Origin of the sequence: Oleomonas cavernae (assembly GCF_003590945.1) — a bacterium.
Taxonomy (GTDB): Bacteria; Pseudomonadota; Alphaproteobacteria; order Zavarziniales; family Zavarziniaceae; genus Zavarzinia; species Zavarzinia cavernae.
This window is the reverse complement of the sequence record NZ_QYUK01000011.1, coordinates 43,135-69,023: the sequence shown is the minus strand read 5'-3', so window position 1 is coordinate 69,023 and position 25,889 is coordinate 43,135. Positions and strand designations below refer to the sequence as shown.

Annotated in this window: 23 protein-coding genes and 1 riboswitch; of the genes, 12 read left to right on the top strand and 11 right to left on the bottom strand. The window is 68.5% G+C overall.

Features of this window, described 5'->3' with window-relative positions; all coding sequences use genetic code 11:
• Positions 1-62: 62 nt before the first annotated feature.
• The 5 genes from gcvPB to D3874_RS03975 form a co-directional block, all read right to left on the bottom strand.
• Positions 63-1,631: an aminomethyl-transferring glycine dehydrogenase subunit GcvPB gene (gene gcvPB, locus D3874_RS03995; protein ID WP_119776841.1), complete on the bottom strand. Its 1,569-nt coding sequence runs from the start codon at positions 1,629-1,631 to the stop codon at positions 63-65.
• Complete coding sequence (gene gcvPA / locus D3874_RS03990; protein WP_119776838.1) at positions 1,628-2,974, bottom strand: aminomethyl-transferring glycine dehydrogenase subunit GcvPA; 1,347 nt, start codon at positions 2,972-2,974, stop codon at positions 1,628-1,630. The genes gcvPB and gcvPA overlap by 4 nt, the downstream gene beginning before the upstream one ends.
• A gap of 20 nt (positions 2,975-2,994) precedes the next feature.
• Positions 2,995-3,369 carry a glycine cleavage system protein GcvH gene (gene gcvH, locus D3874_RS03985; protein WP_119776835.1) on the bottom strand — a complete coding sequence of 125 codons (375 nt, stop codon included), beginning with the start codon at positions 3,367-3,369 and terminating at the stop codon, positions 2,995-2,997.
• 9 nt (positions 3,370-3,378) lie between these two features.
• A complete protein-coding gene (gene gcvT, locus D3874_RS03980; protein ID WP_119776832.1) occupies positions 3,379-4,506 on the bottom strand; it encodes a glycine cleavage system aminomethyltransferase GcvT in 1,128 nt (375 codons plus the stop codon).
• 194 nt (positions 4,507-4,700) lie between these two features.
• Positions 4,701-4,798, bottom strand: a riboswitch (glycine riboswitch).
• Between the two features lie 116 nt (positions 4,799-4,914).
• Positions 4,915-5,811 (bottom strand): alpha/beta hydrolase, encoded by an 897-nt coding sequence (locus D3874_RS03975; protein WP_119776830.1) that lies wholly within the window; start codon positions 5,809-5,811, stop codon positions 4,915-4,917.
• Positions 5,812-5,914: 103 nt separating this feature from the next.
• Between D3874_RS03975 and D3874_RS03970 the strand changes: the two genes are divergently transcribed.
• Positions 5,915-6,655: a tRNA-uridine aminocarboxypropyltransferase gene (locus tag D3874_RS03970; protein WP_233559829.1), complete on the top strand. Its 741-nt coding sequence runs from the start codon at positions 5,915-5,917 to the stop codon at positions 6,653-6,655.
• A 103-nt stretch (positions 6,656-6,758) separates the two neighbouring features.
• Here the strand turns inward: D3874_RS03970 and D3874_RS03965 are convergent, their stop codons facing one another.
• On the bottom strand, positions 6,759-7,103 hold the full coding sequence (locus tag D3874_RS03965; RefSeq protein WP_119776828.1) for a winged helix-turn-helix transcriptional regulator: 345 nt from the start codon (positions 7,101-7,103) through the stop codon (positions 6,759-6,761).
• A 63-nt stretch (positions 7,104-7,166) separates the two neighbouring features.
• Between D3874_RS03965 and D3874_RS03960 the strand changes: the two genes are divergently transcribed.
• Complete coding sequence (locus D3874_RS03960) at positions 7,167-8,249, top strand: DUF2855 family protein (RefSeq protein WP_158595826.1); 1,083 nt, start codon at positions 7,167-7,169, stop codon at positions 8,247-8,249.
• On the opposite strand, the gene D3874_RS03955 is transcribed toward D3874_RS03960, so the two are convergent.
• Positions 8,246-9,070 carry a nucleotidyltransferase domain-containing protein gene (locus D3874_RS03955; protein ID WP_119782101.1) on the bottom strand — a complete coding sequence of 275 codons (825 nt, stop codon included), beginning with the start codon at positions 9,068-9,070 and terminating at the stop codon, positions 8,246-8,248. The genes D3874_RS03960 and D3874_RS03955 overlap by 4 nt on opposite strands.
• A gap of 142 nt (positions 9,071-9,212) precedes the next feature.
• Between D3874_RS03955 and D3874_RS03950 the strand changes: the two genes are divergently transcribed.
• Positions 9,213-10,280: an AbrB family transcriptional regulator gene (locus D3874_RS03950; protein WP_119776823.1), complete on the top strand. Its 1,068-nt coding sequence runs from the start codon at positions 9,213-9,215 to the stop codon at positions 10,278-10,280.
• Between the two features lie 113 nt (positions 10,281-10,393).
• Positions 10,394-10,762 (top strand): hypothetical protein, encoded by a 369-nt coding sequence (locus D3874_RS03945; protein WP_119776820.1) that lies wholly within the window; start codon positions 10,394-10,396, stop codon positions 10,760-10,762.
• Positions 10,763-10,789: 27 nt separating this feature from the next.
• Here D3874_RS03945 and D3874_RS03940 read toward each other — a convergent pair whose 3' ends face one another.
• Positions 10,790-14,059, bottom strand: coding sequence for an acetyl-CoA carboxylase family protein (locus tag D3874_RS03940; RefSeq protein ID WP_233559828.1), 3,270 nt, complete (start codon positions 14,057-14,059; stop codon positions 10,790-10,792).
• A 291-nt stretch (positions 14,060-14,350) separates the two neighbouring features.
• Here D3874_RS03940 and D3874_RS03935 point away from each other — a divergent pair, with 291 nt between their 5' ends.
• The 5 genes from D3874_RS03935 to D3874_RS03915 all read left to right on the top strand — a co-directional run bounded on the left by D3874_RS03935 (position 14,351) and on the right by D3874_RS03915 (position 19,714).
• On the top strand, positions 14,351-15,193 hold the full coding sequence (locus D3874_RS03935) for a metallophosphoesterase (RefSeq protein WP_158595825.1): 843 nt from the start codon (positions 14,351-14,353) through the stop codon (positions 15,191-15,193).
• Positions 15,194-15,275: 82 nt separating this feature from the next.
• The gene (locus tag D3874_RS03930; protein ID WP_233559827.1) at positions 15,276-16,406 is read left to right on the top strand and encodes a succinylglutamate desuccinylase/aspartoacylase family protein; all 1,131 of its coding nucleotides are present in this window, start codon (positions 15,276-15,278) and stop codon (positions 16,404-16,406) included.
• A gap of 60 nt (positions 16,407-16,466) precedes the next feature.
• Positions 16,467-17,291 carry a MaoC family dehydratase gene (locus tag D3874_RS03925; protein WP_199698927.1) on the top strand — a complete coding sequence of 275 codons (825 nt, stop codon included), beginning with the start codon at positions 16,467-16,469 and terminating at the stop codon, positions 17,289-17,291.
• A 4-nt stretch (positions 17,292-17,295) separates the two neighbouring features.
• Positions 17,296-18,090, top strand: coding sequence for an NUDIX hydrolase (locus tag D3874_RS03920; RefSeq protein ID WP_119776818.1), 795 nt, complete (start codon positions 17,296-17,298; stop codon positions 18,088-18,090).
• A gap of 133 nt (positions 18,091-18,223) precedes the next feature.
• The gene (locus D3874_RS03915) at positions 18,224-19,714 is read left to right on the top strand and encodes an acetyl-CoA acetyltransferase (protein ID WP_119776815.1); all 1,491 of its coding nucleotides are present in this window, start codon (positions 18,224-18,226) and stop codon (positions 19,712-19,714) included.
• A gap of 168 nt (positions 19,715-19,882) precedes the next feature.
• Here the strand turns inward: D3874_RS03915 and D3874_RS03910 are convergent, their stop codons facing one another.
• Entirely contained in the window at positions 19,883-21,268 is a 1,386-nt protein-coding gene (locus tag D3874_RS03910) for a hypothetical protein (protein ID WP_147385515.1), read from the bottom strand.
• Between the two features lie 209 nt (positions 21,269-21,477).
• On the opposite strand from D3874_RS03910, the gene D3874_RS03905 reads away from it, so the two are divergent.
• Both D3874_RS03905 and D3874_RS03900 read left to right on the top strand, forming a co-directional pair.
• Positions 21,478-22,656, top strand: a complete 1,179-nt coding sequence (locus tag D3874_RS03905; protein WP_233559826.1) for an acyl-CoA dehydrogenase family protein — start codon at positions 21,478-21,480, stop codon at positions 22,654-22,656.
• Positions 22,657-22,831: 175 nt separating this feature from the next.
• Positions 22,832-23,479, top strand: a complete 648-nt coding sequence (locus D3874_RS03900; RefSeq protein ID WP_199698926.1) for an HAD family hydrolase — start codon at positions 22,832-22,834, stop codon at positions 23,477-23,479.
• A gap of 5 nt (positions 23,480-23,484) precedes the next feature.
• Here D3874_RS03900 and D3874_RS03895 read toward each other — a convergent pair whose 3' ends face one another.
• On the bottom strand, positions 23,485-24,405 hold the full coding sequence (locus D3874_RS03895) for a glutathione S-transferase family protein (protein WP_119776806.1): 921 nt from the start codon (positions 24,403-24,405) through the stop codon (positions 23,485-23,487).
• 213 nt (positions 24,406-24,618) lie between these two features.
• Between D3874_RS03895 and D3874_RS03890 the strand changes: the two genes are divergently transcribed.
• Positions 24,619-25,539 carry an acyl-CoA thioesterase gene (locus D3874_RS03890; RefSeq protein ID WP_119776803.1) on the top strand — a complete coding sequence of 307 codons (921 nt, stop codon included), beginning with the start codon at positions 24,619-24,621 and terminating at the stop codon, positions 25,537-25,539.
• 10 nt (positions 25,540-25,549) lie between these two features.
• Here the strand turns inward: D3874_RS03890 and D3874_RS03885 are convergent, their stop codons facing one another.
• The gene (locus D3874_RS03885) at positions 25,550-25,834 is read right to left on the bottom strand and encodes a hypothetical protein (RefSeq protein ID WP_119776800.1); all 285 of its coding nucleotides are present in this window, start codon (positions 25,832-25,834) and stop codon (positions 25,550-25,552) included.
• Positions 25,835-25,889 lie beyond the last annotated feature (55 nt).

The window sequence follows — 25,889 nt, the reverse complement described above, 5'->3', positions numbered from 1 at the left end:
TGACGAATACTATCTTGGATTGTCATCCCCGCGCAGGCGGGGATCCACTGATGGACGAGACTCTACTCCGCCGCTTTTGCCACCGCCGGCGGGGTCCAGCGCAGGACCGGCTTGCGGGCCGCCGCGGTCTCGTCGAGCCGGCGCCGGGGGGCATAGAACGGGGCGCCGGCGAAGCGGTCGACCTCGCCCGCCTTGGCCGCCTGGGCCAGGCGGCGCATCACGGCGATGAACTCGTCCAGGCTCTCCTTGGATTCGGACTCGGTGGGCTCGATCAGCATGGCGCCATGCACGACCAGGGGGAAATACATGGTCATGGGGTGGTAGCCCTCGTCGATCATCGCCTTGGCGAAGTCGAGCGTGGTCACCCCCGTGTCCTTCAGGAAGCGGTCGTCGAACAGCGCCTCGTGCATGCAGGGCCCCTCGAACGGCGCGGTCATGACATCGCCCAGGGAAGCCAGGATGTAGTTGGCCGCCAGCACGGCATCGGCCGCGGCCTGGGCCAGGCCGTCGGCGCCGTGGCTCATCATGTAGGCCAGCGCCCGGACATACATGCCCATCTGGCCGTGGAACGCGGTCATGCGGCCGAAGCTCTGCGCGCCATCGCCCCGTTCGTTGGGTTCCTCGACCAGTTCGAAGCCACCGTCGCGCTCGACGATCCAGGGCAGCGGCGCGAAGGGGGCCAGGGCCGCCGACAGCACCACGGGGCCGGAGCCCGGACCACCGCCGCCGTGCGGGGTCGAGAAGGTCTTGTGCAGGTTGATGTGCATGGCGTCGACGCCCAGGTCGCCCGGCCGCACCCGCCCGACGATGGCGTTGAAGTTCGCCCCGTCGCAGTAGAAATAGGCGCCAACACTATGAATCGCCTCGGCGATCTCGCGGATGTCGCGCTCGAACAGGCCGCAGGTGTTGGGGTTGGTCAGCATGATCGCGGCGACATCGGGCCCCAGCTTGGCCTTCAGCGCGCCCAGGTCCACCCGGCCGTCCTCGGTCGCCGGAATCGCGTCCACGTTGAAACCGCAGTAGGCCGCGGTCGCCGGGTTGGTGCCGTGAGCGGACTCGGGCACCAGGACGCGCTTGCGCGTCGCCCCCTCGCCCGCCGCCTCGTGCGCCGCGCGGATCGCCATCAGGCCGCACAATTCGCCATGGGCGCCGGCCTTGGGGCTCATCGCCACCGCCGGCATCCCGGTCAGGGTTTTCAGCCAATGGGCCAGGGTGCCGATCAGTTCGACCGCGCCCTGGGTGGTGGAAAGCGGCGCCATGGGATGCAGGTCGCCGAAGCCCGGCAGGCGCGCCAGTTTCTCGTTCAGGCGCGGGTTGTGCTTCATCGTGCACGAGCCCAGCGGGTAGAGCCCCATGTCGATGGCATAGTTGCGCCGCGACAGGCGCACGAAATGGCGCACCACCTGCGGCTCCGACAGGCCGGGCAGGCCGATCTCGCCCTTGCGGGCCAGACCGCCCAGGCGGCTGCGCACCGCCGGCGGCAGGGGCAGGTCGACGCCGGTGCGCCCGGCCTGGCCCTGTTCGAAGATCAGGCCTTCCTCGTGGTCCAGGCCACGGTGGCCCAGCACGGTGTCGACACCGCCGGCGGCGGCATCGCCCGGGGTGGAGGGGCGTCCCTGACGATTCATCATGCGAGCACCTTGGTCAGCGCGGCGGCGAAGCGATCGATCTCTTCGTCCGTATTGGTTTCGGTCGCGGCGACCACCAGCAGGTCGTCGCAATCATGGCGCAGCGGGAACAGCCGCCCGCCCGGCACGCCGCCCAGCACGCCGGCCTCGACCAGCGCCTCGACCACCGGGGCGGCATCACGGTCGAGCTTCAGGGTGAACTCGTTGAAGAAGCCTTGGGTGAGCAAGGTCACGCCCTTGATACCCTCCAGCTTCTCCGCCAGTTGAACCGCCCTGGCGTGGTTCAGCGCCGCCAGCCGGGTCAGGCCCGCCTCGCCCAGCAGGCTGAGGTGGATGGTGAAGGCCAGCGAACAGAGGCCTGAATTGGTGCAGATGTTCGAGGTCGCCTTCTCGCGCCTTATGTGCTGCTCGCGGGTCGACAGGGTCAGGACATAGCCGCGCTTGCCCTCGGCATCCAGCGTCTCGCCGCACAGGCGGCCCGGCATCTGGCGCACGAACTTGGCGCGGGCGGCGAACAGGCCCAGATAGGGCCCGCCGTAGTTCAGGCCGACGCCGATCGACTGCCCCTCGCCCACCACGATGTCGGCGCCCATGGCGCCCGGCGGGATCAAGGCGCCCAGCGCCACCACCTCGGTCACGGCAACGATCAGCAGCGCCCCCGCCGCCTGGGCCGCCTGGGCGATCGGGGCAAGGTCCCGGACATGGCCAAAGACATCGGGGTACTGCACGACAACGCAGGCCGTGGCCTTGTCGATCGCCGGCACCAGGTCCTCGTCGCCGGCCGGCGCCGGCGCGTTCAGCACCAGGTCGGTATCGTGCAGGCGGGCCAGGGTTTCGACCACTTCCGCATATTGGGGATGGAGATTGCCCGAGAGGATGATGCGCTTGCGCCCGGTCACCCGGCGCGCCATTTCCACCGCCTCGGCGCAGGCCGTGGAGCCGTCGTACATCGAGGCGTTGGCGACCTCCATGCCGGTCAGCAGCGCCACCTGGGTCTGGAATTCGAACAGGTACTGCAACGTCCCTTGCGCGATTTCCGGCTGATACGGCGTGTAGGAGGTGAGGAATTCCGAGCGCTGGATCAGGTGATCGACCGAGGCCGGGATATGATGGCGATAGGCGCCCGCCCCCAGGAAGCTGGCCAGGGCCCCGGAATGGCGGTTCTTGGCCGCCATGGCGGCGATGGTCCGTTCGACTTCCAACTCGCCGGCATGCAGCGCCAGGTCGACCGGGCGATCGAGCACGGCCGCGGCCGGCACGTCGCGGAACAGGTCGTCGACCGAGGGTGCACCGATCACGGCCAGCATGTCGCGCCGGTCATTGGGCGTCAGGGGGAGGTAACGCATCAGGCTGCTCCGATCCGGTTTCAGCCGAGCGAGGCGACGAAGGCGGCATAGGCGGCCTCGTCCATCAGGCCATCGAGTTCGGCGGCATCCGCCAGCTCGACCTCGAAGAACCAGCCGCCGCCCTGGGCATCGGTGTTCACCAGGTCGGGCTGATCGGGCAGGCCCTCGTTCACCGCCGTAACCGTGCCGGTGACGGGCGAATAGACTTCCGAGGCGGCCTTGACCGACTCGACCACCGCGGCCTCGCCGCCCTTGGTGAGGCTCTTTCCCACCGGCGGCAGTTCGACGAAGACGACGTCGCCCAGTTGCGCCTGGGCATAGTCGGAAATGCCGACCCGGCCGGTCGTGCCGGAGATGGCGATCCACTCGTGGTCACTGGTGAATTTGGTGGTCATGACGGCCTCTCAAGCCTTGGCGTAGCGATGCGGGGTGAAGGGAAGGGTGACGATCTCGGCGGGCAGCCGCTGGCCGCGGACCAGCAACTCGACAGCGGTGCCGGCCTTGGCATGGGCCGGCTCGACATAGCCCATGGCGACCGGGCCTTCGACCGTGGGGCCGAAGCCGCCGGATGTGATGGCGCCGATCTCCGGCCCGTTGCCGGCGGCGACCACCGTGCCCTCGCGCGCCGGTGCCCGGCCCAACGGCTTGATGCCCACACGGCGGCGGCGCACGCCATTCTTCAGCGCGGCCAGCACACGGGCAGCGCCGGGGAAATCCGCCGCCTCGCGCCGGCGCTTCGGCACCGTCCAGGCCAGCGAGCCCTCGATCGGGTCCGTGGTGGTGTCGATATCATGGCCATAGAGGCACAAGCCGGCCTCCAGCCGCAGGCTGTCGCGGGCACCCAGGCCGATCGGCTTCACTTCCGGCTGGTCCAGCAGCGCCTTGGCCAGGTCGACCGCCCGGTCGGCGGGCACGGAAATCTCGAAGCCGTCCTCGCCGGTGTAGCCCGAGCGGGAGACAAGGCAGGGAATGCCGGCCACGTCGACCGGCGCCGCGGTCATGAAGGTAAGCGCGGTCGCCTTAGGCCCCAGGCGGGCCATGACCGTGACGGCAGCGGGCCCTTGGAGCGCCAGCAGGGCGCGGTCGTCGAGCCGGGTCAGCCTGGCCTTGCCCGCCAGCCTGGCGGCGATATGGGCGAAGTCCTGGTCCTTGCAGGCGGCATTGACCACCAGGAACAGGCGCTTGCCATCGGCCGCATCGATCGGCCGCGTCACCATCAAATCGTCGAGAATGCCGCCATCGTCGGCCATCAGCAGCGTGTAGCGGATCTGGCCCGGCGCCAGGCCGGCGATGTCGCCGGGCACCAGCGTCTCGAAGGTGGCGGCGACATCGTCGCCCTCAAGCCAGGCCTGGCCCATGTGGCTGACGTCGAACAGGCCGGCGGCGGCGCGGGTGTGCTTGTGTTCGGTCAGGATGCCGGCGGGATACTGCACCGGCATGGCATAGCCGGCGAAGGGCACCATCTTGCCCCCCAGCGCGCGATGCAGGTCATAGAGCGGGGTATATTTCAGATCGTCGGCATCTTGGCCCAAGGCGCATCTCCAGACAGAATCATGAGCAGCATCAAGACGGTCGCCCGCCGTGAAGCCGCCCCCTCTGTCGGAGAACCTGAGAGATTGACAAGCCGGCTGGGGCGCGAGACCCGACAGCGGCAAGCTTACCCCTTGGGTGAGGGCACGGGCGTGACGAACAGGTCACCAACCCGCACCCTGCTTTCCAGAGTGCCGTCTCCCCTGCGGTCCGTGGGCCTGAGAGTTTCCGGGGCGGTTGCTCCTTCGGCGCCGGATGCTGCACGCAGCACCCGATCTCTCCCACAGGGGATCTTTACAACCAGGATTCGGCGGTCCTGATCGGGTCTGAGAATAGAGGGCGACACCGGGGCGTCAATGGCCGACCTGTCGCATCGGTACGAAAAGGGTGTCGGGGATGTGCTGTCCCCCTCACAGCCACCGCTTGAACCATGCCGTCTGCACCGGCGCGGACATTTCGAACATCGCCCCCGTATAGGCGTCGAAATGGCCGCAGGGCAGGATCAGGACCTGCTTGGGTTCGTGCGCCGTCTCGTAGGCCGCGGTGGTCATGTCGGCAGGGGTGAGGTGGTCGTCACGGGCCACCACCATCAGCAGCGGCGTGGGCGAAATGCGGGGGATATAGGCGCCGGGTTCGTATTCGGTGAAGAGTTCGATCGAATGGACGGTCACCTCGTTCACCCAGGTGGTGACTGGGTGCTGGGCACGATAGCCCTGGAAGAAGGCCCAGGTGTCGGCCGTGGGCAGGGCGCAGGGTTCGCCCTCCGGCGCCGTGACCGGGATGCGGCCGGGCGGATCGCCGGCATAGCGGGCCTGGCGGTCGGCATCGAAATTGCCGCGCAGGCCCACCCAATGGTCGGCCCGGATCAGGCGCCGGGCATTTTCCAGGCCGGCGACCAGCGGCACTTGGGAGACGACGCATTTCACGCGTCGGTCGATCGCCGCGACCACCAGGACATGGCCGCCGGAATAGCTGGAGCCCCAGATGCCGATGCGGCCCGCGTCGACCTCGACCAGGGAGCCGGCGAAGGTGATGGCATCGCGGTAGCCACTGATCTGCCCTTGAGGATCGATATGGCCGCGCGGGGTGCCGTCGCTCGCGCCCAGGTTCCGGTGGTCGTAGACCAGGCAGGCGAGGCCGTTGGCGGCGAAGTGGGCGGCGAAATCGTCGAGGTACATTTCCTTCACGGCGGAGAAACCGTGGGCCATGACCACCGTGGGCGCCGGGCCGGTGACACCTTGGGCGGGGTAGAGCCAGCCACGCAGGGTAATGCCGTCCTCTGTCTTGAACTCGATGTCCCGGCGCATTCTCGCCTCCCTCGCCCTTGTTTTGGCCGACAGCGAGGCATATCGCCGGGCCGGTGCCCTCCCCCCGTTCGGGGTGGAGCAGGGCCGCCCGCAATAATAGCGCGTGAAGCCGGTGCCCCTTTTGGGCATGATCCGCGCCATCATGACCACCGACAAGATCGAAGCCCCCGCGGCCGAGCCCGCCCCCTGCCCCCGTTGCGGCAAGGAACCCAAATTCTGCGTCTGCGAGGGCATCACCCCGATCGCCAACAAGATCGAGCTCGTCATCCTCCAGCACCCGCAGGAGAAGGAGGAGGCCCTGGGCACCGCGCGCCTGACCGCGCTGCACCTGGCCAAATCGACCTTCAAGATCGGCCTGTCCTGGCCCAGCCTGACCAAGCTGCTGGGCCGCGAGGTCGACCCGTCCAAATGGGCGGTGCTGTACCTGGGCTCGACCGACATGGCCAGCCTGCCGCCGGGCCGTGAAGTAGTCGCCGTCGATGCCAAGAACACACCGCTGGACGATCAGGAGGCGGCCTTACGCGGATTGCACGGTGTCATCCTGCTGGACGGCACCTGGTCCCAGGCCAAGACCCTGTGGTGGCGCAATTCCTGGGTGCTGAAATCCCGGCGCCTGGTGCTGAACCCCTCAAAGCCCTCCGCCTACGGCAAAATGCGCAAGGAGCCGCGGCGCGAGGCGCTGTCGACGCTCGAGGCGGCCGGCCTGCTGCTCAGCCGGCTGGAGCGCAAACCCGAGATCGAGACAGCAATGGCGGCGACCTTCGAGAAGCTGCTGGCGGTGGTCAAGGCGAACCAGCCCAAGCGCGACTGGCGCCGCACCAAGCGCGGCCCGGCGAAGCGCTGACACCATCTATCGTCATTCCGGCGCAGGCCGGAATCCATTGAGACGTCGCGCGCTGCCCCCGAATGGATCCCGGCCTTCGCCGGGATGACGATTGTGGAACAGGTCAGGGCTCGATCAACCCCGGCACCGCTTTCGCCCAGTGCCGGGACCAGCGCTCGAAGGGCGCGAAAGCCTCGAACAGCGCCACGCCCAGGGGGGTGAGGCGATAGCCGTCCTCGGGCGCGATCAGCATCGCCTCGCGCAATTCCTTGATGCGGGCGTTGAGCGTCGCCGGCGGCAGGTCGCAAGCCGCCGCCAGGGCACGGAAGGTCAGCACGCGGCCCTCGCGCAATTCCCAGATCAGGCGCAGGGCGCCGCGCCGGCCCAGCAGGTCCAACGCCGCCATGACCGGCCGGCCGGTACGCGAGCCGCGGACCTTCTGGCCGGGCAGGGGTAGGGAAGATTTCATTTGCCCGCGAATTCAGAATGCTATTGATGTCATAGCATGTCACCTGCCCCCAGGGAGAGCAACATGGATGCGACGAGCTTTCAGGTCGACCGCGGCGACCTGCACCAATGGCGCTGGAACCAGGCCCCGGTCGCGGACATGGCGCCGGGCGAGGTAATTGTCGAGGTTACCCGCTTCGGCCTGACCGCCAACAACATCACCTATGCCAAATACGGCGACGCGGTGCAGTATTGGCAGTTCTTCCCCGCCCCCGCGCCTTGGGGCCAGATCCCGGTCTGGGCGACCGGCCGCATCGCCGCCTCGCGCAATGCCGAGTTGGCCGAGGGCGAGAATGTCTATGGCTATTTCCCGATGGCCAGCCACCTGAAGCTGGCGCCTGCCGGCATCAAGCCGGTGCGCTTCATCGATGGCGCTGCCCACCGGGCCCCCCTGCCCGGCACCTATAACGAATACGCCCGCATCGACCACGCCCCCGATTACAGCCCGGCCCATGCCGACCAGCACCTGATCCTGCGCCCCTTGTTCGCGCTGGCCTTCTTCCTGGCCGCCCACCTGGCGGAGGCCGATTTCTTCGGGGCGAAGCGCGTGATCCTGACCAGCGCCTCGGCCAAGACCGCGATCGCCACCGCCCTGCTCCTGGCCGCGCACCGGCCGGGGATCGAAGTGGTGGGCCTGACTTCGCCGCGCAGTACCGCCTTCGTGGCCAAGACCGGGCACTACGACGCCGTCGTGCCTTATGCCGAGATCGCCAGCCTTCCCGCCGACGTGCCCACGGTGGTGGTCGACATCGCGGGCGACGGCGCCGTGCGCAGCACCATCCACCATCACCTGGGCGACAGCATCACCCGCTCCATCCTGGTCGGCGCCACCCACTGGTCGGCGGACGACAAGGCGGCGGCCCTGCCCGGCCCCACCCCTGAATTCTTCTTCACCCCCAGCCACATCGTGGAGCGGCGCAAGGCCTGGGGCGTGCCCCTGCTGACCCAGCGCCTGGGCGAGGCCTGGGCGAGCATGCTGGCCGACAGCCCGCGCTGGCTGACCATCGAGCACCACGCCGGGCCGGCCGCGGTCGAGCGCATCTACCAGGCCGTGCTGGCGGGCAAGGTCACGCCGGACGTGGCGCCGATCCTGTCGCTGGGGGCCTAGGCGGGATCGAAGCGCCGCACCCAGGTCCGGAAGAAATCCTCCGTCGCTTCCCGTTCCGCCTCGGCAATCAACGCCGGCCGGATGGGAAAGACGCTGGATGCCAGGGCGAATTCGCTGTCGAGGAAAGCGTTGATGGCAGGGGGCAACGGCTCTGTCCCCAGCTCCCGCGTCACCGCCTTGCGGGTGATCAGCTCGGTGATGATATCGGTTACCTCGGCTGGCGGCTCGCATTGCGCGATCAAGGTGGGAAAGTGCATGGGTGCCACGGTGGCGTCCACGTGCAGGCGCAACCAACGCAGCGCGGCGGCCGGACGCAAGGCATAGAAGATTTTCTTCTGCGGCACGCTGCCGCCCTCGCCGAAATGCACCCGGCGCTGCCGCTGGCCCAGGTGCAGGTAGTGCCGCCCGACCAGGTCGCGCCTGGCCAGTTGCCGGGCCAGCGCCAAGAAGGCGGCGCGAAAGCCGAGGTCGGCGCCACAGGTGATCGGCGACATCAGCCATTCGATGATCACCGCATTGCCTTTGAGCAGCAGCTTCAGCGCCTTGCCCAGGTCCCAGCCGTTGACGTCCAGGATTCCGTCCATCGGCGTTTCGATCACATCGCGCGGTTGCCAGGGCGAGAGATATTGATCGACCGGACGGACATAGATGAAGCGACAGTCATAGTCGCTATCAGGCGAGGGAAAACCCCAGGCCCGGCTGCCGCTTTCAATCGCCAGGGGCATCACCACGCCGTGATCGCGGCGCACGGCCGCCAGCCGCGCGTCAATGGTGGCGACGACGGCCGGTGACATGTTGGGAGGAATTTCGCGCTGCGTCATGGCGCGGATCATTCCCGCAAGGCGACCCGATATGCAAGGCACCTGCCCCGCCCCTGCCCCGGCGCGGGGTGTCGCCAGGCCCTTTTCTGCCTATCCTGCCGCCTAAGCGACTCAGCCCGGGACTGAACGAGATGGGTGTTCGATGACTTCTCTTCAGGGTCCGCTGGCCGCCTGGCCGCGGTATCGGCAATGGCCGCTGCTGCTCGTCGGCTCCGGCCTTCTCGCTTTCCTGCTCGAACTGTGCGGCCTGCCGGCGGCCTTGCTGCTGGGGCCGATGATCGCCGGCGTGGTGCTGGGCTGCTGCGGCGCCACGGTGCGGCCGCCGCGCGTGCCTTATCTGGGTGCGCAGGCGGTGGTCGGCTGCCTGATCGCCCGGGCCATGACGCCCGACATCCTTGTCTCCTTCGCCGGCGACTGGCCGCTGTTCGCCGCCGTCGTGCTCTCCACCTTGGGCGCCAGCAGTTTCCTGGGCTGGCTGATCAGCCGCTGGAGCGTTCTGCCGGGCACTACCGCCATCTGGGGCTCCTCCCCCGGGGCGGCGACAGCGATGATGCTGATGGCGGAGGCCTTCGGCGCCGACGCCCGCCTGGTCGCCTTCATGCAGTATCTGCGGGTGGTCTTCGTCGCCACCGCCGCCTCGGTCATCGCCCGGCTGTGGGTCGATACCTCGGGCGCCACGCTCCCCGCGATCGTCTGGTTCCCGCCGATCGACTGGATCCCGTTCGGACAGACCATCATGCTCGCCCTGGCGGGCGGGGCGCTGGGCCGCGCGCTGAAGATCCCGGCGGGCGCCATGCTGGTGCCCCTGGCGATCGGCTCGGTGCTCAACGCCCTGGGCCTGATCACCATCTTCCTGCCGCCCTGGCTGCTCGCGATGAGTTACGCCCTGCTGGGCTGGAACATCGGCCTGGGCTTCACCCTGCCGCTGTTGCGCCATGCCTCCCGCGCCCTGCCCCAGATCGTCGCCTCGATCCTGGCACTGATGGCCTTCTGCGGCGGCCTCGCCTATCTGCTGCACCGGGTGATGGGCATTGATCCCCTGACCGCCTATCTCGCGACCAGCCCCGGCGGCATGGATTCGGTCGCCGTGATCGCCGCCTCCAGCAATGTCGACCTGTCCTTCGTCATGGCCCTGCAGGTCGCCCGCTTCCTGCTGGTGCTGCTGGCCGGGCCGCCGCTGGCAAGGTTTTTGGCAAGGCGGGTGGGGTGAGGAGGCTTGCCTGCGCCCGGCGGAATGCCATACTCGGCAGCGCCAGGTTCCGCTTACGACCACCCTACGCCTGAGACCCGAGGCCCTCGAAGAGGTTCGGCAAAGGAGAAGCCATGTTGCGCTCGGCACTGGTGCGCGCGGTTGCGGTGGCCGCGGTCCTGCTGGCGATGGTGGCCTTCGGCGCGGCCAGGGCCGAGGAAGGCCCCAGGACCGGCCGCTACAAGGTCTATCTCGTGCAGTTGACGACGGCCTCCTACGTCTACGACCTCATCCTGCTCGACGGCGGACGCTACGAAGTGCGCGAGTTCGACAATTCGCTCAAAAGCCAGGGCGAATACCGGTACGAGCCCGCCGAACAGCGGGTCCGCTGGCTGAGCGGCCTCAATTACGACATGGGTCGCGGCGGCACCTTCTCGGTGAAGGAAAGCGGCGCGCACTACATCCTGATGGGCTCCAAGGTCTACGCCATCAACGGCGAATAGCGCGCCCTGCACCTTGTGATCACGGCTTCACCACGTATCCACGAAATTCCGCTTCTTCCCCGCCCGCGGCGTCTTCGGCGGCAGTGCCTTCAGCGCCCGCATGATCCAGTGCCGGGTCTCCGCCGGGTCGATCACGTCGTCGATTTCGGCGAAGGAGGCCATGTTGATGCCTTTGCCGTTGGCATATTGCTGGGCCACCAGTTTCTCGTAGAGGGCCTGGCGTTCGGCGGGATCGGCGACGGCGGCGAGTTCGCGGGCGAAGCCCAGGCGCACCGCGCCTTCCAGGCCCATGCCGCCGAATTCGCCCGAGGGCCAGGCCACGGTGAAGATGCTTTCGTGAAAGCCGCCGCCGGTCATGGCCATGGCACCCAGGCCGTAGCCCTTGCGCAAGACCACGGCGAAGACCGGCACGTCCATGTTGGCCCCGGCGACGAACAGGCGCGAGCAGCGCCGCACCATGGCGGTCGCCTCGCAATCGGGGCCGACCATGAAGCCCGGCGTGTCCACCAGGCTGACCACCGGGAGATCATAGGCGTCGCACAGCTGGAGGAAGCGGGCGGCCTTTTCCGACGCCGGGGCGTCGATGGCGCCGCCCAGGTGCGTGGGATCGTTGGCGATCAGGCCGAAGGGGCGGCCTTCCAGGCGGATCAGCGCCGTCACCATGCCGCGGCCGAAGCCGCCGCGCAGTTCGCTGACGGAGCCCACATCCGCCAAGCCCTCGATCACCTTGCGGATGTCGTAGACGCGCAGGCGGTTTTCCGGCACGGCGTGGCGCAGGGCACGCTGGTCGGGCGCCGACCAGTCCCTAAGTGGGCCCTGGAAGTACCCCAGCAGGCGCTTGGTCACGGCGACCGCTTGCGCCTCGTCCGCCACCAGCACATCGATGTTGCCGTTGGCCCATTGCATGGCGACCGGGCCGACCTCCTCAGGCTTGTAGATCCCTAAGCCCCCGCCCTCGATCATCGCCGGGCCGGCCATGCCGAAGGAAGCGTTCTCGCAGGCCACGACAAGATCGGAACAGCCGAGCAGCGCGGCATTGCCGGCAAAGCAGAAGCCCGAGACGATGCCGATGCGCGGGACCAGACCCGAGAGCTTGGCGTAGGCGGCGAAGGTCGGCACGTCGAGGCCGGCGACGCCGACGAAATCGGTATCGCCGGGGCGCCCGCCGCCGCCCTCGGCAAACAGCACAATGGGCAGGCGCTGGTCGGCCGCCAGATGCAGCATGCGGTCGGTCTTCTTGTGGTTCAGCATGCCCTGGGTGCCGGCGAACACGGTGTAATCATAGGCGATCACCATGGTGCGGCTGGCAGCCTCGTCGAACAGGGCGCCGTTGACCGACCCGATGCCGGTCAGCAGGCCGTCGGCCGGGCTGGCGGTGAGCAGGTCGTCGAGGCCGCGGCGGCGGCGCTGGGCCGCCAGCAGCAGGGCGCCGTATTCGATAAAGCTGCCGGGATCGACCAGGTCGGTCACATTCTCGCGCGCCGTGCGCTGGCCCGTGGCGCGGCGGCGGGCGACCGCCTTGGGCCGGTTCTCGTCCAGGGTAAGGCCATGACGGGCGATCACCTCGGCCAGGTCCGGCCGGATGTAATCGGGATCGATCGCGCCTTGCTGGCTGGCGGCATCGGCCGCCACGTCGCCGGGTTCGATGAACAGCAGCGCGCTGTCCTCGAACACCACGTCGCCCACCTGCGGCCCGATGGCGCGGACGATGCCGGCGACGGGCGCCTTCACCACATGCTCCATCTTCATGGCTTCCAGCACGGCGATGGGCTGGCCGGCGGCGATGGCATCGCCCGGCGCCACCTCGATCACCACCACCTTGCCCGACAGGGGGGCTGGAACCGGCACGGTGCCGTCCGGCGCATCGATCGCGGCCGGGCCTTTGGCTGCCACCGGGGCCGCGGGGAAGAAGCGGTTGGCCCGCGCGGCGCCGGCTGCCGCCAGGCGCGGCGCCACCCGTTCCACCCAGCGATTGTCGAAGCGGACGGCGGCGATGTCGCCCTCGCCCAGCAGATGTTCGAGGAAGGCCAGGTTGCTGGCGACACCCTCGATCCGGCTCTGGCCCAGGGCCTTCGCCGCCGCCTTCACCAGGGCGGGGAAATCCGCCTTGGGCGTCTGGACGATCAGCTTGGCGATCAAGGGATCGAAGCTGGGATTGGTGGTGTAACCGGCATAGCCGCAGGCATCGACACGAATACCCGGGCCTGACGCCATCTCGAACACGCTGAGCGTGCCGCCCGAAGGCCGCGCCTCGCCATTGGGGGCGATGGCTTCGAGGTTGATGCGCAGTTCCATCGCCTGGCCGCGCGCCGCCACAGTATCCAGGCCCAGCGCGTCGAGGCCGGCCCCGGCGGCCAGGCGGATCTGCGTCGCGACGATATCCGCGCCCGTGACCATCTCGGTCACCGTGTGCTCCACCTGCAGGCGTGGGTTGGCTTCGATGAAGAAGAAAGCATCGCCGTCGACCAGGAATTCGACCGTGCCGATGTTGTCGTAGCGGGCGGCCCGGCCAAGCGTCAGCGCCGCCTCGATGATGCGCCGGCGCAGGCCCGCGTCCAGGCCGGGCGCCGGGGCGATCTCGACCAGTTTCTGGTGGCGGCGTTGCAGGCTGCAATCGCGCTCGAACAGATGGGCCACCTGGCCCGTCCCGTCGCCCAGGATCTGCACCTCGATATGACGGGCGGCGGGGATGAAGCGCTCGACGATGAGGGCGCCGTTGCCGAAGGCGGCGCGGGCCTCGGATTCGCAACGGGTGAAGGCCTGCGCCAGATCCTCGGCCCGCTCGACCACGCGCATGCCGCGCCCGCCGCCGCCGGCCACGGCTTTCACCATCACCCGCGCGCCGTCGCCCAGGCCGGCCAGGAAGGCCTGGGCGCCGGCCAGGTCCACCGCCCCGGCCGTGCCTTCCGCCACCGGCACGCCCGCGGTCACGGCAAAGCGCCGGGCGGCGGCCTTGTCGCCGAACAGATCGAGCAGGTCGGGCCGGGGGCCGACGAACGTGATCCCGGCTGCCGCACAATCGCGGGCGAACCCTGCATTCTCGGCCAGGAAGCCATAGCCGGGGTGGATGGCGTCGCAACCCGCCGCCTGGGCCACCGCGATGATCTGTGCGCCGTCGAGATAGGGCGCGACGCCGCGCCCGCCCAGCACCCGGGATTCATCGGCCGCGGTTACATGCAATGACGCCGCGTCATCCTCGCCATGAACGGCGACGGTGGCGATGTCGAGCCCGGCGGCGGCCCGGGCGATGCGGATGGCGATCTCGCCGCGATTGGCGATCAGCAGGCGGGTAAACAACAGGCTTCCTCCCCTTATTGGGCAAGAACCCACCACATTCTCAAGGACTTGTCATGCTTGTGCCGATTACTCACTCGTCATCCCCGCGAAGGCGGGGATCCACGGCAGTGGCGATACGGGTCTGCCCCAGTGTTCCCCGACGGTGGATCCCCGCCTTCGCGGGGATCACGACGGGGTGTGAGGGATGCACCTGCACCAAATCTCCAACACAAGACAATGGGGCGGACACGCGCCGCCATGCAAAAGCCGCGCGGGACGGTCATACCTTCGGCGTCACGCCGGGGGTATCCGATGATCGTCTATTGGGGCAGTTTCGCGCTTATTCCGTTCAGCCTGCTGGCCCTGGCCGGGGTCATCCGGCGCCCGGGCCTGTGGACCGGCCTGGTGCTGGCAGTCCTGCTCCTGGGGCTGTGGACCCGCTTCATCGAGCCCAACTGGATCATCACGCGCGAGGCGACCATCGCGGTCGGCGGCAAAGCCCGCCTTGCCCTGATTTCCGACATCCACCTCGGCGTCTTCAAGGGCCGTGTCTTCCTCGACCGGGTGGTCGACAGGCTGAACGCGCTCGATGTCGATGCCGTGCTGATCGCGGGCGACCTGACGGGCGAACCCGCCGAACCGCTCGACTACCTCTTCGCCCCCCTGGCCCGGCTCAGGCACCCCACCTATGCCGTCCTGGGCAATCATGACGAGCAGCGGCCGGGGCCGCCCCTGGGCGAGGAACTGCGCCGGGTGCTGGCCCGCTACGGCGTCACCGTGATCGAGGGCAAGGCGGTGCCCGTGGGCGGCATCACCCTGGTGGGCCTGGGCGACCGCTGGGCAGGCAAGGATTCGCCAAGCTTCGTCGCCACCCTGCCCCACGACCGGCCGATCGTCCTGCTGACCCACAATCCCGACACCGCGATGGATGTGCCGGCCGGCACGGCAGCCCTGCTGCTGGCCGGTCATACCCATGGCGGGCAGGTGCGCCTGCCCTTCCTCTACCGCCGGATGATCCCCGCGCACCCGCCCTTCGACCGTGGTCTGGTCGATTGGCAGGGGCTGCCGGTCTATGTCACCTCAGGGTTAGGCGAGACGGGCCTGCCCCTGCGCTTCCTGAACCCGCCGGTGATCGATGTCCTGACCCTAGAGTGACGCGACGTCCTGCCCACCCGGCTTGACATGCCCTATGCAGCGTTGCACGAAGGCTGACGTTAACGGCAGTGGGAGAGACGACGTGCAGGCGCGGCAGACCGAGATCATCCCGCTGATGTCGTCCAGCCCCGGCACCGCGCGCCAGATCACCGTCCATCGCTATGGCTCGCCGGGCCGCGGCCCCAAGGCCTATCTCCAGACCGGGCTGCACGCCGATGAACTGCCCGGCCTGGTGGTCATGCAGCACCTGCTGGCCCTGCTGGATCAGGCCGCGGCGGCGGGCCGGATCACCGGCGACATCATCCTGGTGCCCTACGCCAATCCCATCGGCCTGTCGCAATACCTGTTCGGCAAGCACGCCGGCCGCTACGAATTCGACTCTCTGGGCAATTTCAACCGGCTGTATCCCGATCTGGCCGCGCCGATCGGCGATGCCCTGTCGGACAGGCTGGGGCCCGACGCCGGCGCCAATGTCGCCCTGATCCGGGCCGAGGCGAACCGCCTGCTGGCCGCCATCAACCCCAGGAGCGAGGTCGACCACCTGCGCCTGGAATTGATGCGGCTGAGCGTCGATGCCGATTATGCCCTGGACCTGCATTGCGACGATGAAGCGGTGATGCACCTCTATCTGGGCACCGCCCTGTGGCCCGGCGCCGCCGACCTGGCGGCCGAGTTGCAGGCCCAGGCGGTGCTGACCGCCGAGGTCTCGGGCGGCGAACCCTTCGACGAGGCGGTGGGCGGCATCTGGTGGCAACTGGCCAAGCGCTTCCCTAAGGCCGCGATTCCCGCCGCCTGCCTGTCGGCCACGGTCGAGCTGCGCGGCGACCGGGACGTGAGCGACGACCTGGCGAGCGCCGATGCCGCCGCCCTGTTCCGCTTTCTGGGCCGGCGCGGCCTGATCGATGCCGACCCCGGCCCGCTGCCCAAGGCCCTGTGCGCCGCCACCCCGCTGGACGGCACCGACATCATCGAATGCCCGCACGGCGGCGTGCTGCTGTTCAAGCAGGCGGCCGGTGCCACGGTCGCGGCGGGCGACCTGGTGGCCGAGATCCTGAACCCCGCCACCGGCGCCCGCACCCCGCTGGTCAGCCGGGCCAGCGGCATTCTGTTCGCCCGCGCCGGCCATGCCCTGGCGCGGCCGGGCCTGCCGGCGGCCAAGGTGGCCGGGCCGGTCCCCCTGCCCCATCGTACCGGGCGCCTGTTGACCCAATGACCCGATAACAAAAGCAACGAGGAGAGAGATCATGGCCATCGACCACGAGCAGATCATGGGATGACGTCCGGCCCCTGGACCGTCAAATACACCGACCGCGAGACCATGCTCTATGCCCTGGGCGTGGGGCTGGGCCTCGACCCGATGAACCGGGACGAACTTCCCTTCGTCTACGAGAACGGCCTCAAGGTCCTGCCCTCGCAGGCCACCGTGGTCGCCTGGGACAACACGATCCTGGCCAATTCGGGCGTGAACTTCATCATGGTCGTGCACGGTGAGGAACGCCTGGTGGTGCACAACCCCCTGCCCTACGAGGGCGAGATCGAATGCACGGGCAAGGTCACCGGCTGTTACGACAAGGGTGCCGGCAAGGGCGCCATCATCCTGCTGGAAACCGAGATCCGCGACAAGGCGACGGGGATCAAGCTGATCACCATCGGCATGACCATCTTTGCCCGCGGCGACGGCGGCTTCGGCGGCCCGGCCGGCGGCGGGCCCGAGCCGCACAAGCTGCCCGAGCGGGCGCACGAGACGGCGGTCGCCTACAAGACCCTGCCGTCGCAGGCGCTGATCTATCGCCTTTCGGGCGATCGCAACCCGCTGCACGCCGATCCCGGCTTTGCCGAGATGGCGGGCTTCCCCCGGCCGATCCTCCACGGCCTGGCAACCTATGGCAATGCCTGCCGCGCCGTCACCGAGGCCTACTGCGGCTGGGATCCCTCGCGTATCGTCGAGTTCAATGCCCGCTTCTCGGCCCCCGTGTTCCCGGGCGAGACGCTGGAGACCCAGATGTGGCAGGACGGCAACGTGATCTCGTTCCGCACCCGCGTGGTGGAGCGTGACGTGATCGCCATCAACAACGGCAAAGCCGTGATCAAGGATTGATGCCATGAGCGGTGCCAACGACCGGCTGCTTCCCGCCGCCACCGTGCTCCTGCTGCGCGATGGCGCAGCGGGGCTGGAGGTCTTCATGGTCCAGCGGCACCATCAGATCGATTTTGCCGCCGGGGCCCTGGTGTTTCCCGGCGGCAAGGTCGACAAACGCGACAGCGATCCCGGCGTGGCGGCCCATCTCTCGCCCACCCCGGACCTGACGCCCGAGCTGATCCCCTTCGCGGTTGCCACCATCCGCGAAGCCTTCGAGGAATGCGGCGTGCTGCTGGCGGGCCCCAAGGGCAGCGACTCCCTGGTCGATGCCGCCCGCCTAGCGCAGATCGAGGCGCGCTGGCGGGGTCCCATGGCCAAGGGCGAGATCGGCATCCAGGAGATGCTCGCGGCCGAGGACCTGACCCTGGCCCTCGACCGCCTCACCCGCTATTCCCATTGGGTAACGCCCAGCTTCATGCCCAAGCGTTTCGACACCCACTTCTTCCTGGCCACGGCGCCGGCCGATCAACTGGCCCTGCACGACGGCGGCGAGACGGTCGACAGCATCTGGATCAACCCGGGCCAGGCGATCGCGGACGGCATCAGCGGCAAGCGCTCGGTGATTTTCCCGACCCGCATGAACCTCTCGATCCTGGCGCGGGACAACACGGTGGCCGACGCGGTGGCACGCGCGCGGGCCAACCCGCCGGTGATGGTCCAGCCCTGGCTGGAGGATCGCGCCGACGGCCAATGGCTGGTGATCACGCCCGACGCCGGCTACGACCGCACCGAGGCGCCGATTTCGGAACTGATGTAACCAGCTCGAATTCGTCATCCCGGCGAAGGCCGGGATCCACTGGCGTGGCAATACGGGTCTGCTCCAGTGCTCCCCATCGGTGGATCCCGGCCTTCGCCGGGATGACGGCAATAGAAAATCAGGGGAGAGAGTAATGTCCGACGAGTTTACACCGGTGCTGATCGGCACCGGCCAGGTTACCCAGAAGGATGTCGACCCGCTGGTGGCGCGCGGCCCCATCGCGATGATGGCCGAGGCGGCGCGCCTGGCGGCCGAGGATGCCGGCATCGGCGCGGCGGGCTTGGCCGAGATCGACCGCCTGGGCGTGGTGCGTTTCCTCTCAGGTCACTTCGACGATCCCGTCGCCACCCTGGCCGAGGCGCTGGGCGCTCACCCGGCCGACAAGCACCTGACCTCGGTCGGCGGCAACTCGCCCCAGATGCTGGTCAACGAGACGGCGGAAAGGATCGCCAAGGGCGAATGCCGCCTGGCCCTGTTGACCGGTGTGGAAGTCCTGGCGACCATCACCAAGGCCCAGCGTAGTGGCGTTTCCATCCCCTTCGGCACGGTCACCCTGACGGAGGAGGACCGCAATGGCTCCCTGCCCACGGAACTGGCCCACAGCATGTTCCCGCCGGTCAACGTCTACCCGATGTTCGAGAACGCGATCCGGGCCAAGCGCGGGCGCAGCCAGAAGGCCCACCTGGTCAAGATCGGCGAATTGTTCGCGCCCTTCACCAAGGTCGCCGCCGCCAACCCGCTGGCCTGGTTCCCGATCGAGCGCAGCGCGGCGGAACTGACCACGCCCAGCGCCAAGAACCGCTTCGTCGGCTATCCCTATACCAAGCTGGTCAATTCGATCATCGAGGTCGACCAGTCGGCCGCGGTCATCATGACCTCGGTCGCGCAGGCCCGGCGCCTGGGCGTGCCCGAAGCCAACTGGGTGTACCTGCATGGTTGCGCCGATGCCAAGGATCACTGGTACGTGCTGGAACGGGTGAACTACCACTCCTCGCCCGCCATCCGCACCGTGGGCCGCGAGACCTTTGCCATGGCCGGCAAGACCGTGGCCGATATCGACTTCTTCGACATCTATTCCTGCTTCCCCTCGGCGGTGCAGATCGCCAAGCAGGAACTGGCCCTGCCCGAAGTCGACGAGAAGCCGCTGACCGTGACCGGCGGCCTGCCCTATTTCGGCGGCGCCGGGAACAATTACGTCATGCATTCGATCGCGGAGATGGCCCGGTGCCTGCGCGCCAACCCGGGCAAATACGGCCTGGTCACCGCCAACGGCTGGTACATCACCAAGCATGCGGCCGGAATCTATTCGACCGAGCCGCCGATGAAGGCGTTCGAGCGCAAGGATCCCAAGACCTACCAGGCCGAGATCGACGCCGATCCCAAGCCGGTGATCGTCGAGGAGGCCAACGGCAACGCCAAGATCGAGACCTACACGGTGGTCCACGGCCGCGACGGCGAGCCTTATCTGGGCATCGTCATCGGCCGCCTGGAAGACGGCAGCCGCTTCGCCGCCAACACGCCGGGCGACCGCGAGGTGCTGGACTGGCTGCTCGACGGCGAAGCCATCGGCAGGAAGGGCAAGGTCACCTCGTCGGGCGGGCAGAACAGCTTCGATCCGCGCTAGGGCGCCGGCAGGAACACCCTGCGTCCTTCGAGACGGCCCTTTGGGCCTCCTCAGGATGAGGAGAATCTTTGTGGCAAAAAGACTTACCTCATCCTGAGGAGCCACGGCACGTGGCGTCTCGAAGGACGCACCATGTTGCACCAAGGCGCGATGCGGCGGAACGGCTGCCTAGTTCAGCCCCGGGATGCGGAGGCCGCCCAGCCCGCCTATCCCGCCCAGTCCCTGCATCATCTGCTCCGCCGGCATGATCGGGACACCGGCCGGCACCTGGAAGCGGCCGGGGTCCTGCGGGGTGAGCGAGACACGGGTGGCTGTGACCACATAGGTCTTGCCCTGGTCGACGGTCTCGGAATAGAGCAGCACATTGTCGGGGGTCAGGCAGACCTTGGCATCGACCCGGTCCTTGCCCAGGGTGCCGATCGCGTCATAGAAGGTGCAGCCGACCCCGGCAATGGTCCTGGTGCCGATCCGGGTCAGGGTCACGTCGGCCTCGGTCATCATCTTCTGCGGGCTCATGCCGCCGGCCGCCCCCGGGGCGCCGGGGATGGGCTGGGACATGTCCATCTCGAAGGCCATGAGCATCGGCGATTGCAGCAGCACGAACATCCGGTTGGTGTGCAGGTTCATGAATCCGGTCATGGGCTGGCCCCGCTCGGTCATGTCCATGCGCATCAAGCCCTGGTGATGGGCCAGTTGCATGGTCTGCCCGCCCGGCGTCACGGTGTAGGTGGCGGCATAGTCGACCTTGGGCAGGGGCAGCGGATCGGCCGCGGCGGGCAAGGCGGCCAGGGCGCAAAGCGCGGTCGTTGCGGCGAGGGTGGCAAGGCGACTCATGGCGGATCCTCCTGAGCGAGCGCCGATACTGCCACGACCGCCCCTCGGTGATAAATCGCCGGGGCGGGTGCCGGTTCCCTCACCTGACCGGCAAACCGGGCATTCCCCCATCCCCTGCATCATCTGATCCATGCTCATCACCTGGACACCGGCGGGAGGGCTGAAGCGCGCGGGGTCTTGCGGGGCGATCGAAACCTGGGTCGCGGTCATGGTGAAGGGCTTGCCCGGGTCCGTCGAAACGGATTCGAGCATCACATTGTCGGGCGTCAGGCAGACCCTGGAATGGACCTCTTCGCCGCCGGCGTTGCAGATGGCGTCATAGACCACGCAGGTGAGGCCGGCGATGGTCTTGCTCCCCAGCGGGGTCGGGTCGATGCGGGAACCGCCCAGGACATCGCCGGGACCGACGCCGGGCTTGGCCGAGATGCCGGGGCTGCCCTGGCGGGTGTCGAGCTCGATCGCCATGCCCTGCATCAGCATGATCGCGCGGTGCGCCAACGGCTCCAGCAGGATGGCGATCGCCTCGCCGGCCGCGCCCATTTCCAGGCGGATGATGCCGTCGTGATGGGCCATGGTCATGGTCTCGCCATCGGGCTCGATCGTGTAGGTGGCGCTGTAGTCGACCTTGGGCACCATCTGGCTGTCCGCGGCCGCATCCGCCCGCTCGGTGCGGAACGTGAAGGGCAGGACGGCGACGACGAACAAGGCAAGGCAACGCATGATTTTCCCCTGAATACGGGCGGCGACATGGCGATTCGTGACCTGTCGCCACTGTGACATGGTTCACAATTCCGGCGCGGTGACGGCGGTCACAGACCCGTCACCGTCGCGTCATCCTGGCGTCTCGGCGGGGTGCTTGCAGACCCCCGCCACCCAGGGCACCCTGGGCCAAAATGATAAGCGTCGGCAAGGCCGATGGAGGAGAGACCATGACCGACATGTCCCTGTTCGACCCGCTGCTGAAGCCGGTGCCCAGCCCCTATTTCAAGGAAGAGCATCACACCTACCGCGCCCAGTTGCGCCGGTGGGTGGACGAGCATGTCGCCCCCTTCGTCGACGAATGGGATGAAGCCGGCACCTTCCCGCGCGAGCTCTATAAAAAGGCCTCGGAGATCGGCCTGCTGCGCATGGGCTTCCCGGAGGAATACGGCGGCATCGAGGGCACCGACATCTTCCATTCGATCGTCGCGACCGAGGAACTGGCCCGCGCCGGGGCAGGCGGCCTGATCGCCGGCCTGATGACCCATGGCATCGGCGCGCCGCCGATCGCGGCCCTGGGCTCCGACGAATTGAAGGCGCGCGTGCTGCCCGGGATCATGGCGGGCGAGAAGATCTCCGCGCTTGGCATCACCGAACCCTCGGGCGGCTCGGACGTCGCCAACCTGCAGACCACGGCGCGGCGCGAGGGCGACAGGTACATCGTCAACGGCTCGAAGATCTTCATCACGTCAGGCATGCGCTGCGACTATCTCACCACCGCGGTGCGCACCGGCGGCAAGGGCTTTGGCGGCATCTCGCTGTTGCTGATCGAGATGGACCGCGCCGGCATCACCCGCACGCCGCTCAAAAAGATGGGCTGGTGGATGTCGGACACCGCCGCGATCTATTTCGACAATGTCGAGGTCCCGGCGGAGAACCTGGTGGGGCCGGAGAACGCCGGCTTCCTCGGCATCGTGCGCAATTTCAACGGCGAGCGCATCGGCCTGGCCGCCGGCGCCAACGCCTTCGCGCGGGTGGCCCTGGAAGAGGCCATCGCCTGGGCGCGCCAGCGCACCACCTTCGGCAAGCGCCTGGCCGATCACCAGGTGATCCGGCACAAGATCGTCGACATGGCCATGCGCATCGAGGCGACGAAGTGCATGCTGGAGAACCTGGCCTGGCGGGTCGACCAGGGCGATGCGCCGATCGCCGAGATCTGCATGCTGAAGAACCAGGCGACCCTGACCATGGAATTCTGCGCCCGCGAGGCCATGCAGATCCTGGGCGGCGCCGGTTACATGCGCGGCACCAAGACCGAGCGCATCTATCGCGAGGTGCGGGTGAACGCGATCGGCGGCGGCTCGGAAGAAATCATGCGCGACCTGGCCGCGCGGCAGTTGGGGTTGTGATAAGTCAGCCCCCGGACAACGGGCGTTGCGTCCTTCGAGACGCCCCCTGCGGGGGCTCCTCAGGATGAGGAGGACTTTTCTGCCACAAAGAACGTCCTCATCCTGAGGAGGCCCGGAGGGCCGTCTCGAAGGACGCACCATGCCGCTGCAACGAGAACTTCCTGGAGGTAACGCATTGCGGCCGTCCCTGGTGATTTTCGATTGCGACGGCGTGCTGGTCGATTCCGAAGGCCCGGCCAACCGTTGCCTGGGCGAGGCGGTCACGGCCTTGGGGCTGCCCATGGACGAGGCGGGCAGCCGGGCACAGTTCGTCGGCCTGTCGATGACATCGGTCATGGCCCGGATCGAGGCGATGACCGGCCGGCCCCTGCCCGCAGGCTGGCTGGCCGCCCTCCAGGCCAAGACCTATGCCTGTTTCCGGGCAGAGCTTCAGGCCATCCCCGGCGTGCGCGCGGCGATCGAGCGGATCTTGGCGGCGGGCATCGCCACCTGTGTCGCCTCCTCGGGCTCGCCCGACAAGATGGAACTGACCCTGGGCCTGACCGGCCTGCGCCCGCTGTTCGGCGACCGGCTGTTTTCGGCCGTGCAGGTGGCGCGGGGCAAGCCGGCCCCCGATCTCTTCCTGCTGGCGGCGCGGCGCATGGGTCTGGCGCCCGAGGCGACCGTCGTGGTCGAGGACAGCGTGCCCGGCGTCACCGGCGCGGTTGCCGCCGGCATGCGTGCCCTGGGCTTTGCCCGCGATACCGATGCCGCCCTGCTGGCCGCCGCCGGGGCGGAAACCTTCGACGACATGGGCGCGCTGCCGCGCCTCATCGGCCTTTGACCCGGCTAGGCCGGCAACAGCTCATAGCCGGTGCGCGGGAAATGGACGTGGAGCGTGCCCAGCCCGGCCGGCTCGCGGGCCAGGATCCAGCGCGATGCCGTCGCCCCGACCAGCGTGCCCGCGGTCCGACCCTGCGCATAATCCGCCGGGCCGATGCGAACCGGCCGGCCGATCGACGGATCGGCGCGGTGCTCGTCCAGGATCGGCCTGGGCGATGCGCCCTTGGCCACCGCCAGGGTCTCGTCGGGCGAAATCTCCTCGCGCTGTCCTTCGCCGAAGGCCTTGATCCGCTCCATCCAGGCGATGGTTTCGGGGAACGGGTCGATGAGCGACGAGGCCCCGAGGTCGCGCATGAACCACAGGCTGTGATAGGTCGAAAAATCCGCGTGGTTCGGCTCGGCACCGAACAGGAACGGGTGCTGGCGCAGGCGCTGTTCGACCCCGGCCAGATGCGCCAGCACCCGCTGGCGCGGCCTGCCCAGGTCCCCGAGCTTCACCGAGGATTTGCGCCCGATCTGCACCCGGTCCCACAGGGCGCGCAGGAGGTCGAACGGGTTCATGGACGATCCCATGGTCCGCAGGAGGCTGGCGCCCCCCGCCGACATCATGCAGGCGAGGAAGATCTTGAGGTCGACCTCCCGGGCATAGGCCCGCACCTCGTCGCTGCAATGCTCGAGCGAGAGGGCGGCATGGCCGGACAGCGCTGCGATCTCTTCGGCAATGACCTTGGAATCGCAGAAGATGTCGGCGCCGATCTGCGCGACGGGGATCCGCCGGTATCCGCCGGCAAGCTGCGCCAGGACCGGGCGGGGCGGGAATTCGCGTGTTACAGCCGAGCGCCAGGAAAGCTGCGCGGACCCGAGCATGGCGCGAACCTTCGCCGAGAAGGGCGAAAGCGCGTAGTGATGCAGAATCAGGTCGGGCATGAGATCTCCCCCTCGTCGCGTCGGCCATGCTTTGCCACGGTACCGCCTGTGAGGGAAAAGGCAAAATCACCCGCAATCCCCTTTGGTGGGAAAGCTACCGACCCACCGGCACGCAACACCCCGTCGGATGCGGCGACGACAACATTGCCCGGTTGCCGGCAAAGGGCGATAAGCTCAGGCGATGAATCACTGGTCGAGTAGAGGGAGCAGCTTTTGAGCAAGCCCGGTTTCCAGACGACCTGGCGCGGTGCGACCGATGCCTGGGAATGCGACCAGATGGGTCATATGAACGTCCAGTTCTACGGCCGCAAGTTCGACGAATCCCAGGCCGTCATGATGACCCGCCTGGGCCTGCCCCTGGCCAGCGCCATCGCCCCGCGCCCCCTGACCGACCAGATCGTGTTCAAGCGCGAGAGCCGATCCGGCGCCGTGCTGCACACCCAGACCGCCGTGATCGGCCTCGACCGGGCGGCCGGCACCATCCGCCTGCGCCACGAGATGTACCAGTCGGCCAGCGACACCCTGGCGGCGGTACTCGATACCGTCATGGGCGGGGCCGATGCCCAAACCGGTGCCCTGTGCCCCCTGCCCGCCGGCGTGCTCGACGCGGCCGCGGCGCTGCTGGTGGCACCCAATGCCGTGAACGCGCCGGCCCAGCCGGAACTGCCCGGGCCGGCGGGCGGCGTGTCCGGCCGGGCGGCGGCGGATTTCGGCCTCAAGGAAACGCTGGTCAGCCTCGTGCGGCCCGGCGACCTGGCCGCCGGTGGGCTGTTGACCCGCCAGGCCTATATCTCGCGCCTGTCGCAGGCCGTGGGCCATCTGATCGCCAGCGACGCGATCTCGGCCGAGGCGCTGCGCGCGCGCCACATCGGCTCGGCCGCGCTGGACTACAAGGTGCGCTGGCTGGCCCCGTCCAGGCCGGGCGACATCGTCGTCCTGCGCTCGGGCTCCAGCGGCATCGTGGGCCGCACCCTGCGCCTGTTCCACTGGCTGTTCGACGAGGCGAGCGGCACCCCGCTCGCCACCGTCGAAATCGTCGCGGTCTATTTCGACATGCAGGCCCGCAAGGCAATCGAGGTCCCCGACGAGATCCGCGCGCTGATGGCGGGCCAGACGGCGGCGTGGCCGGGCTGAACGCTGAGGCCTACTTCCGCCGCTTGGCGGGATCGAGGAGGCCGGCAAAGCCCTCGAGCACCGAGGTGGCGGCCACCGCCGAGCTGGCGGCCGAAGCCGCCACGGAGGGCGGCGCCTTGCGCTCGCGCAGGGCGATGGCCAGCACCGGCACCAGGCAGAGGATGCCGGTCACCGCCGCCGCCAGGGCCGTGCCGAGCAGCGGCAACAGCGCCTCGAACAGGGCAAAGGCAAGAAATCCCGCCCCCATCAGGGTCAACCCCGCCAGCAGCAGGGCGCGCGCATAGCTGCGTTCCATGGACCTGGACCTCCTCACCTTGGGCGATGATCGTCCAGGTCCGCCCGTTCGGCAA

What these genes read in the sequence shown, in the direction of transcription:
- gcvPB (WP_119776841.1), bottom strand. Translation starts at nt 1,631, where the DNA reads ATGATGAATCGTCAGGGACGCCCCTCCACCCCGGGCGATGCCGCCGCC.
- gcvPA (WP_119776838.1), bottom strand. Translation starts at nt 2,974, where the DNA reads ATGCGTTACCTCCCCCTGACGCCCAATGACCGGCGCGACATGCTGGCC.
- gcvH (WP_119776835.1), bottom strand. Translation starts at nt 3,369, where the DNA reads ATGACCACCAAATTCACCAGTGACCACGAGTGGATCGCCATCTCCGGC.
- D3874_RS03975 (WP_119776830.1), bottom strand. Translation starts at nt 5,811, where the DNA reads ATGCGCCGGGACATCGAGTTCAAGACAGAGGACGGCATTACCCTGCGT.
- D3874_RS03965 (WP_119776828.1), bottom strand. Translation starts at nt 7,103, where the DNA reads ATGAAATCTTCCCTACCCCTGCCCGGCCAGAAGGTCCGCGGCTCGCGT.
- D3874_RS03960 (WP_158595826.1), top strand. Translation starts at nt 7,167, where the DNA reads ATGGATGCGACGAGCTTTCAGGTCGACCGCGGCGACCTGCACCAATGG.
- D3874_RS03955 (WP_119782101.1), bottom strand. Translation starts at nt 9,070, where the DNA reads ATGACGCAGCGCGAAATTCCTCCCAACATGTCACCGGCCGTCGTCGCC.
- D3874_RS03950 (WP_119776823.1), top strand. Translation starts at nt 9,213, where the DNA reads ATGACTTCTCTTCAGGGTCCGCTGGCCGCCTGGCCGCGGTATCGGCAA.
- D3874_RS03945 (WP_119776820.1), top strand. Translation starts at nt 10,394, where the DNA reads ATGTTGCGCTCGGCACTGGTGCGCGCGGTTGCGGTGGCCGCGGTCCTG.
- D3874_RS03935 (WP_158595825.1), top strand. Translation starts at nt 14,351, where the DNA reads ATGATCGTCTATTGGGGCAGTTTCGCGCTTATTCCGTTCAGCCTGCTG.
- D3874_RS03925 (WP_199698927.1), top strand. Translation starts at nt 16,467, where the DNA reads ATGACGTCCGGCCCCTGGACCGTCAAATACACCGACCGCGAGACCATG.
- D3874_RS03920 (WP_119776818.1), top strand. Translation starts at nt 17,296, where the DNA reads ATGAGCGGTGCCAACGACCGGCTGCTTCCCGCCGCCACCGTGCTCCTG.
- D3874_RS03915 (WP_119776815.1), top strand. Translation starts at nt 18,224, where the DNA reads ATGTCCGACGAGTTTACACCGGTGCTGATCGGCACCGGCCAGGTTACC.
- D3874_RS03910 (WP_147385515.1), bottom strand. Translation starts at nt 21,268, where the DNA reads ATGCGTTGCCTTGCCTTGTTCGTCGTCGCCGTCCTGCCCTTCACGTTC.
- D3874_RS03905 (WP_233559826.1), top strand. Translation starts at nt 21,478, where the DNA reads ATGACCGACATGTCCCTGTTCGACCCGCTGCTGAAGCCGGTGCCCAGC.
- D3874_RS03895 (WP_119776806.1), bottom strand. Translation starts at nt 24,405, where the DNA reads ATGCCCGACCTGATTCTGCATCACTACGCGCTTTCGCCCTTCTCGGCG.
- D3874_RS03885 (WP_119776800.1), bottom strand. Translation starts at nt 25,834, where the DNA reads ATGGAACGCAGCTATGCGCGCGCCCTGCTGCTGGCGGGGTTGACCCTG.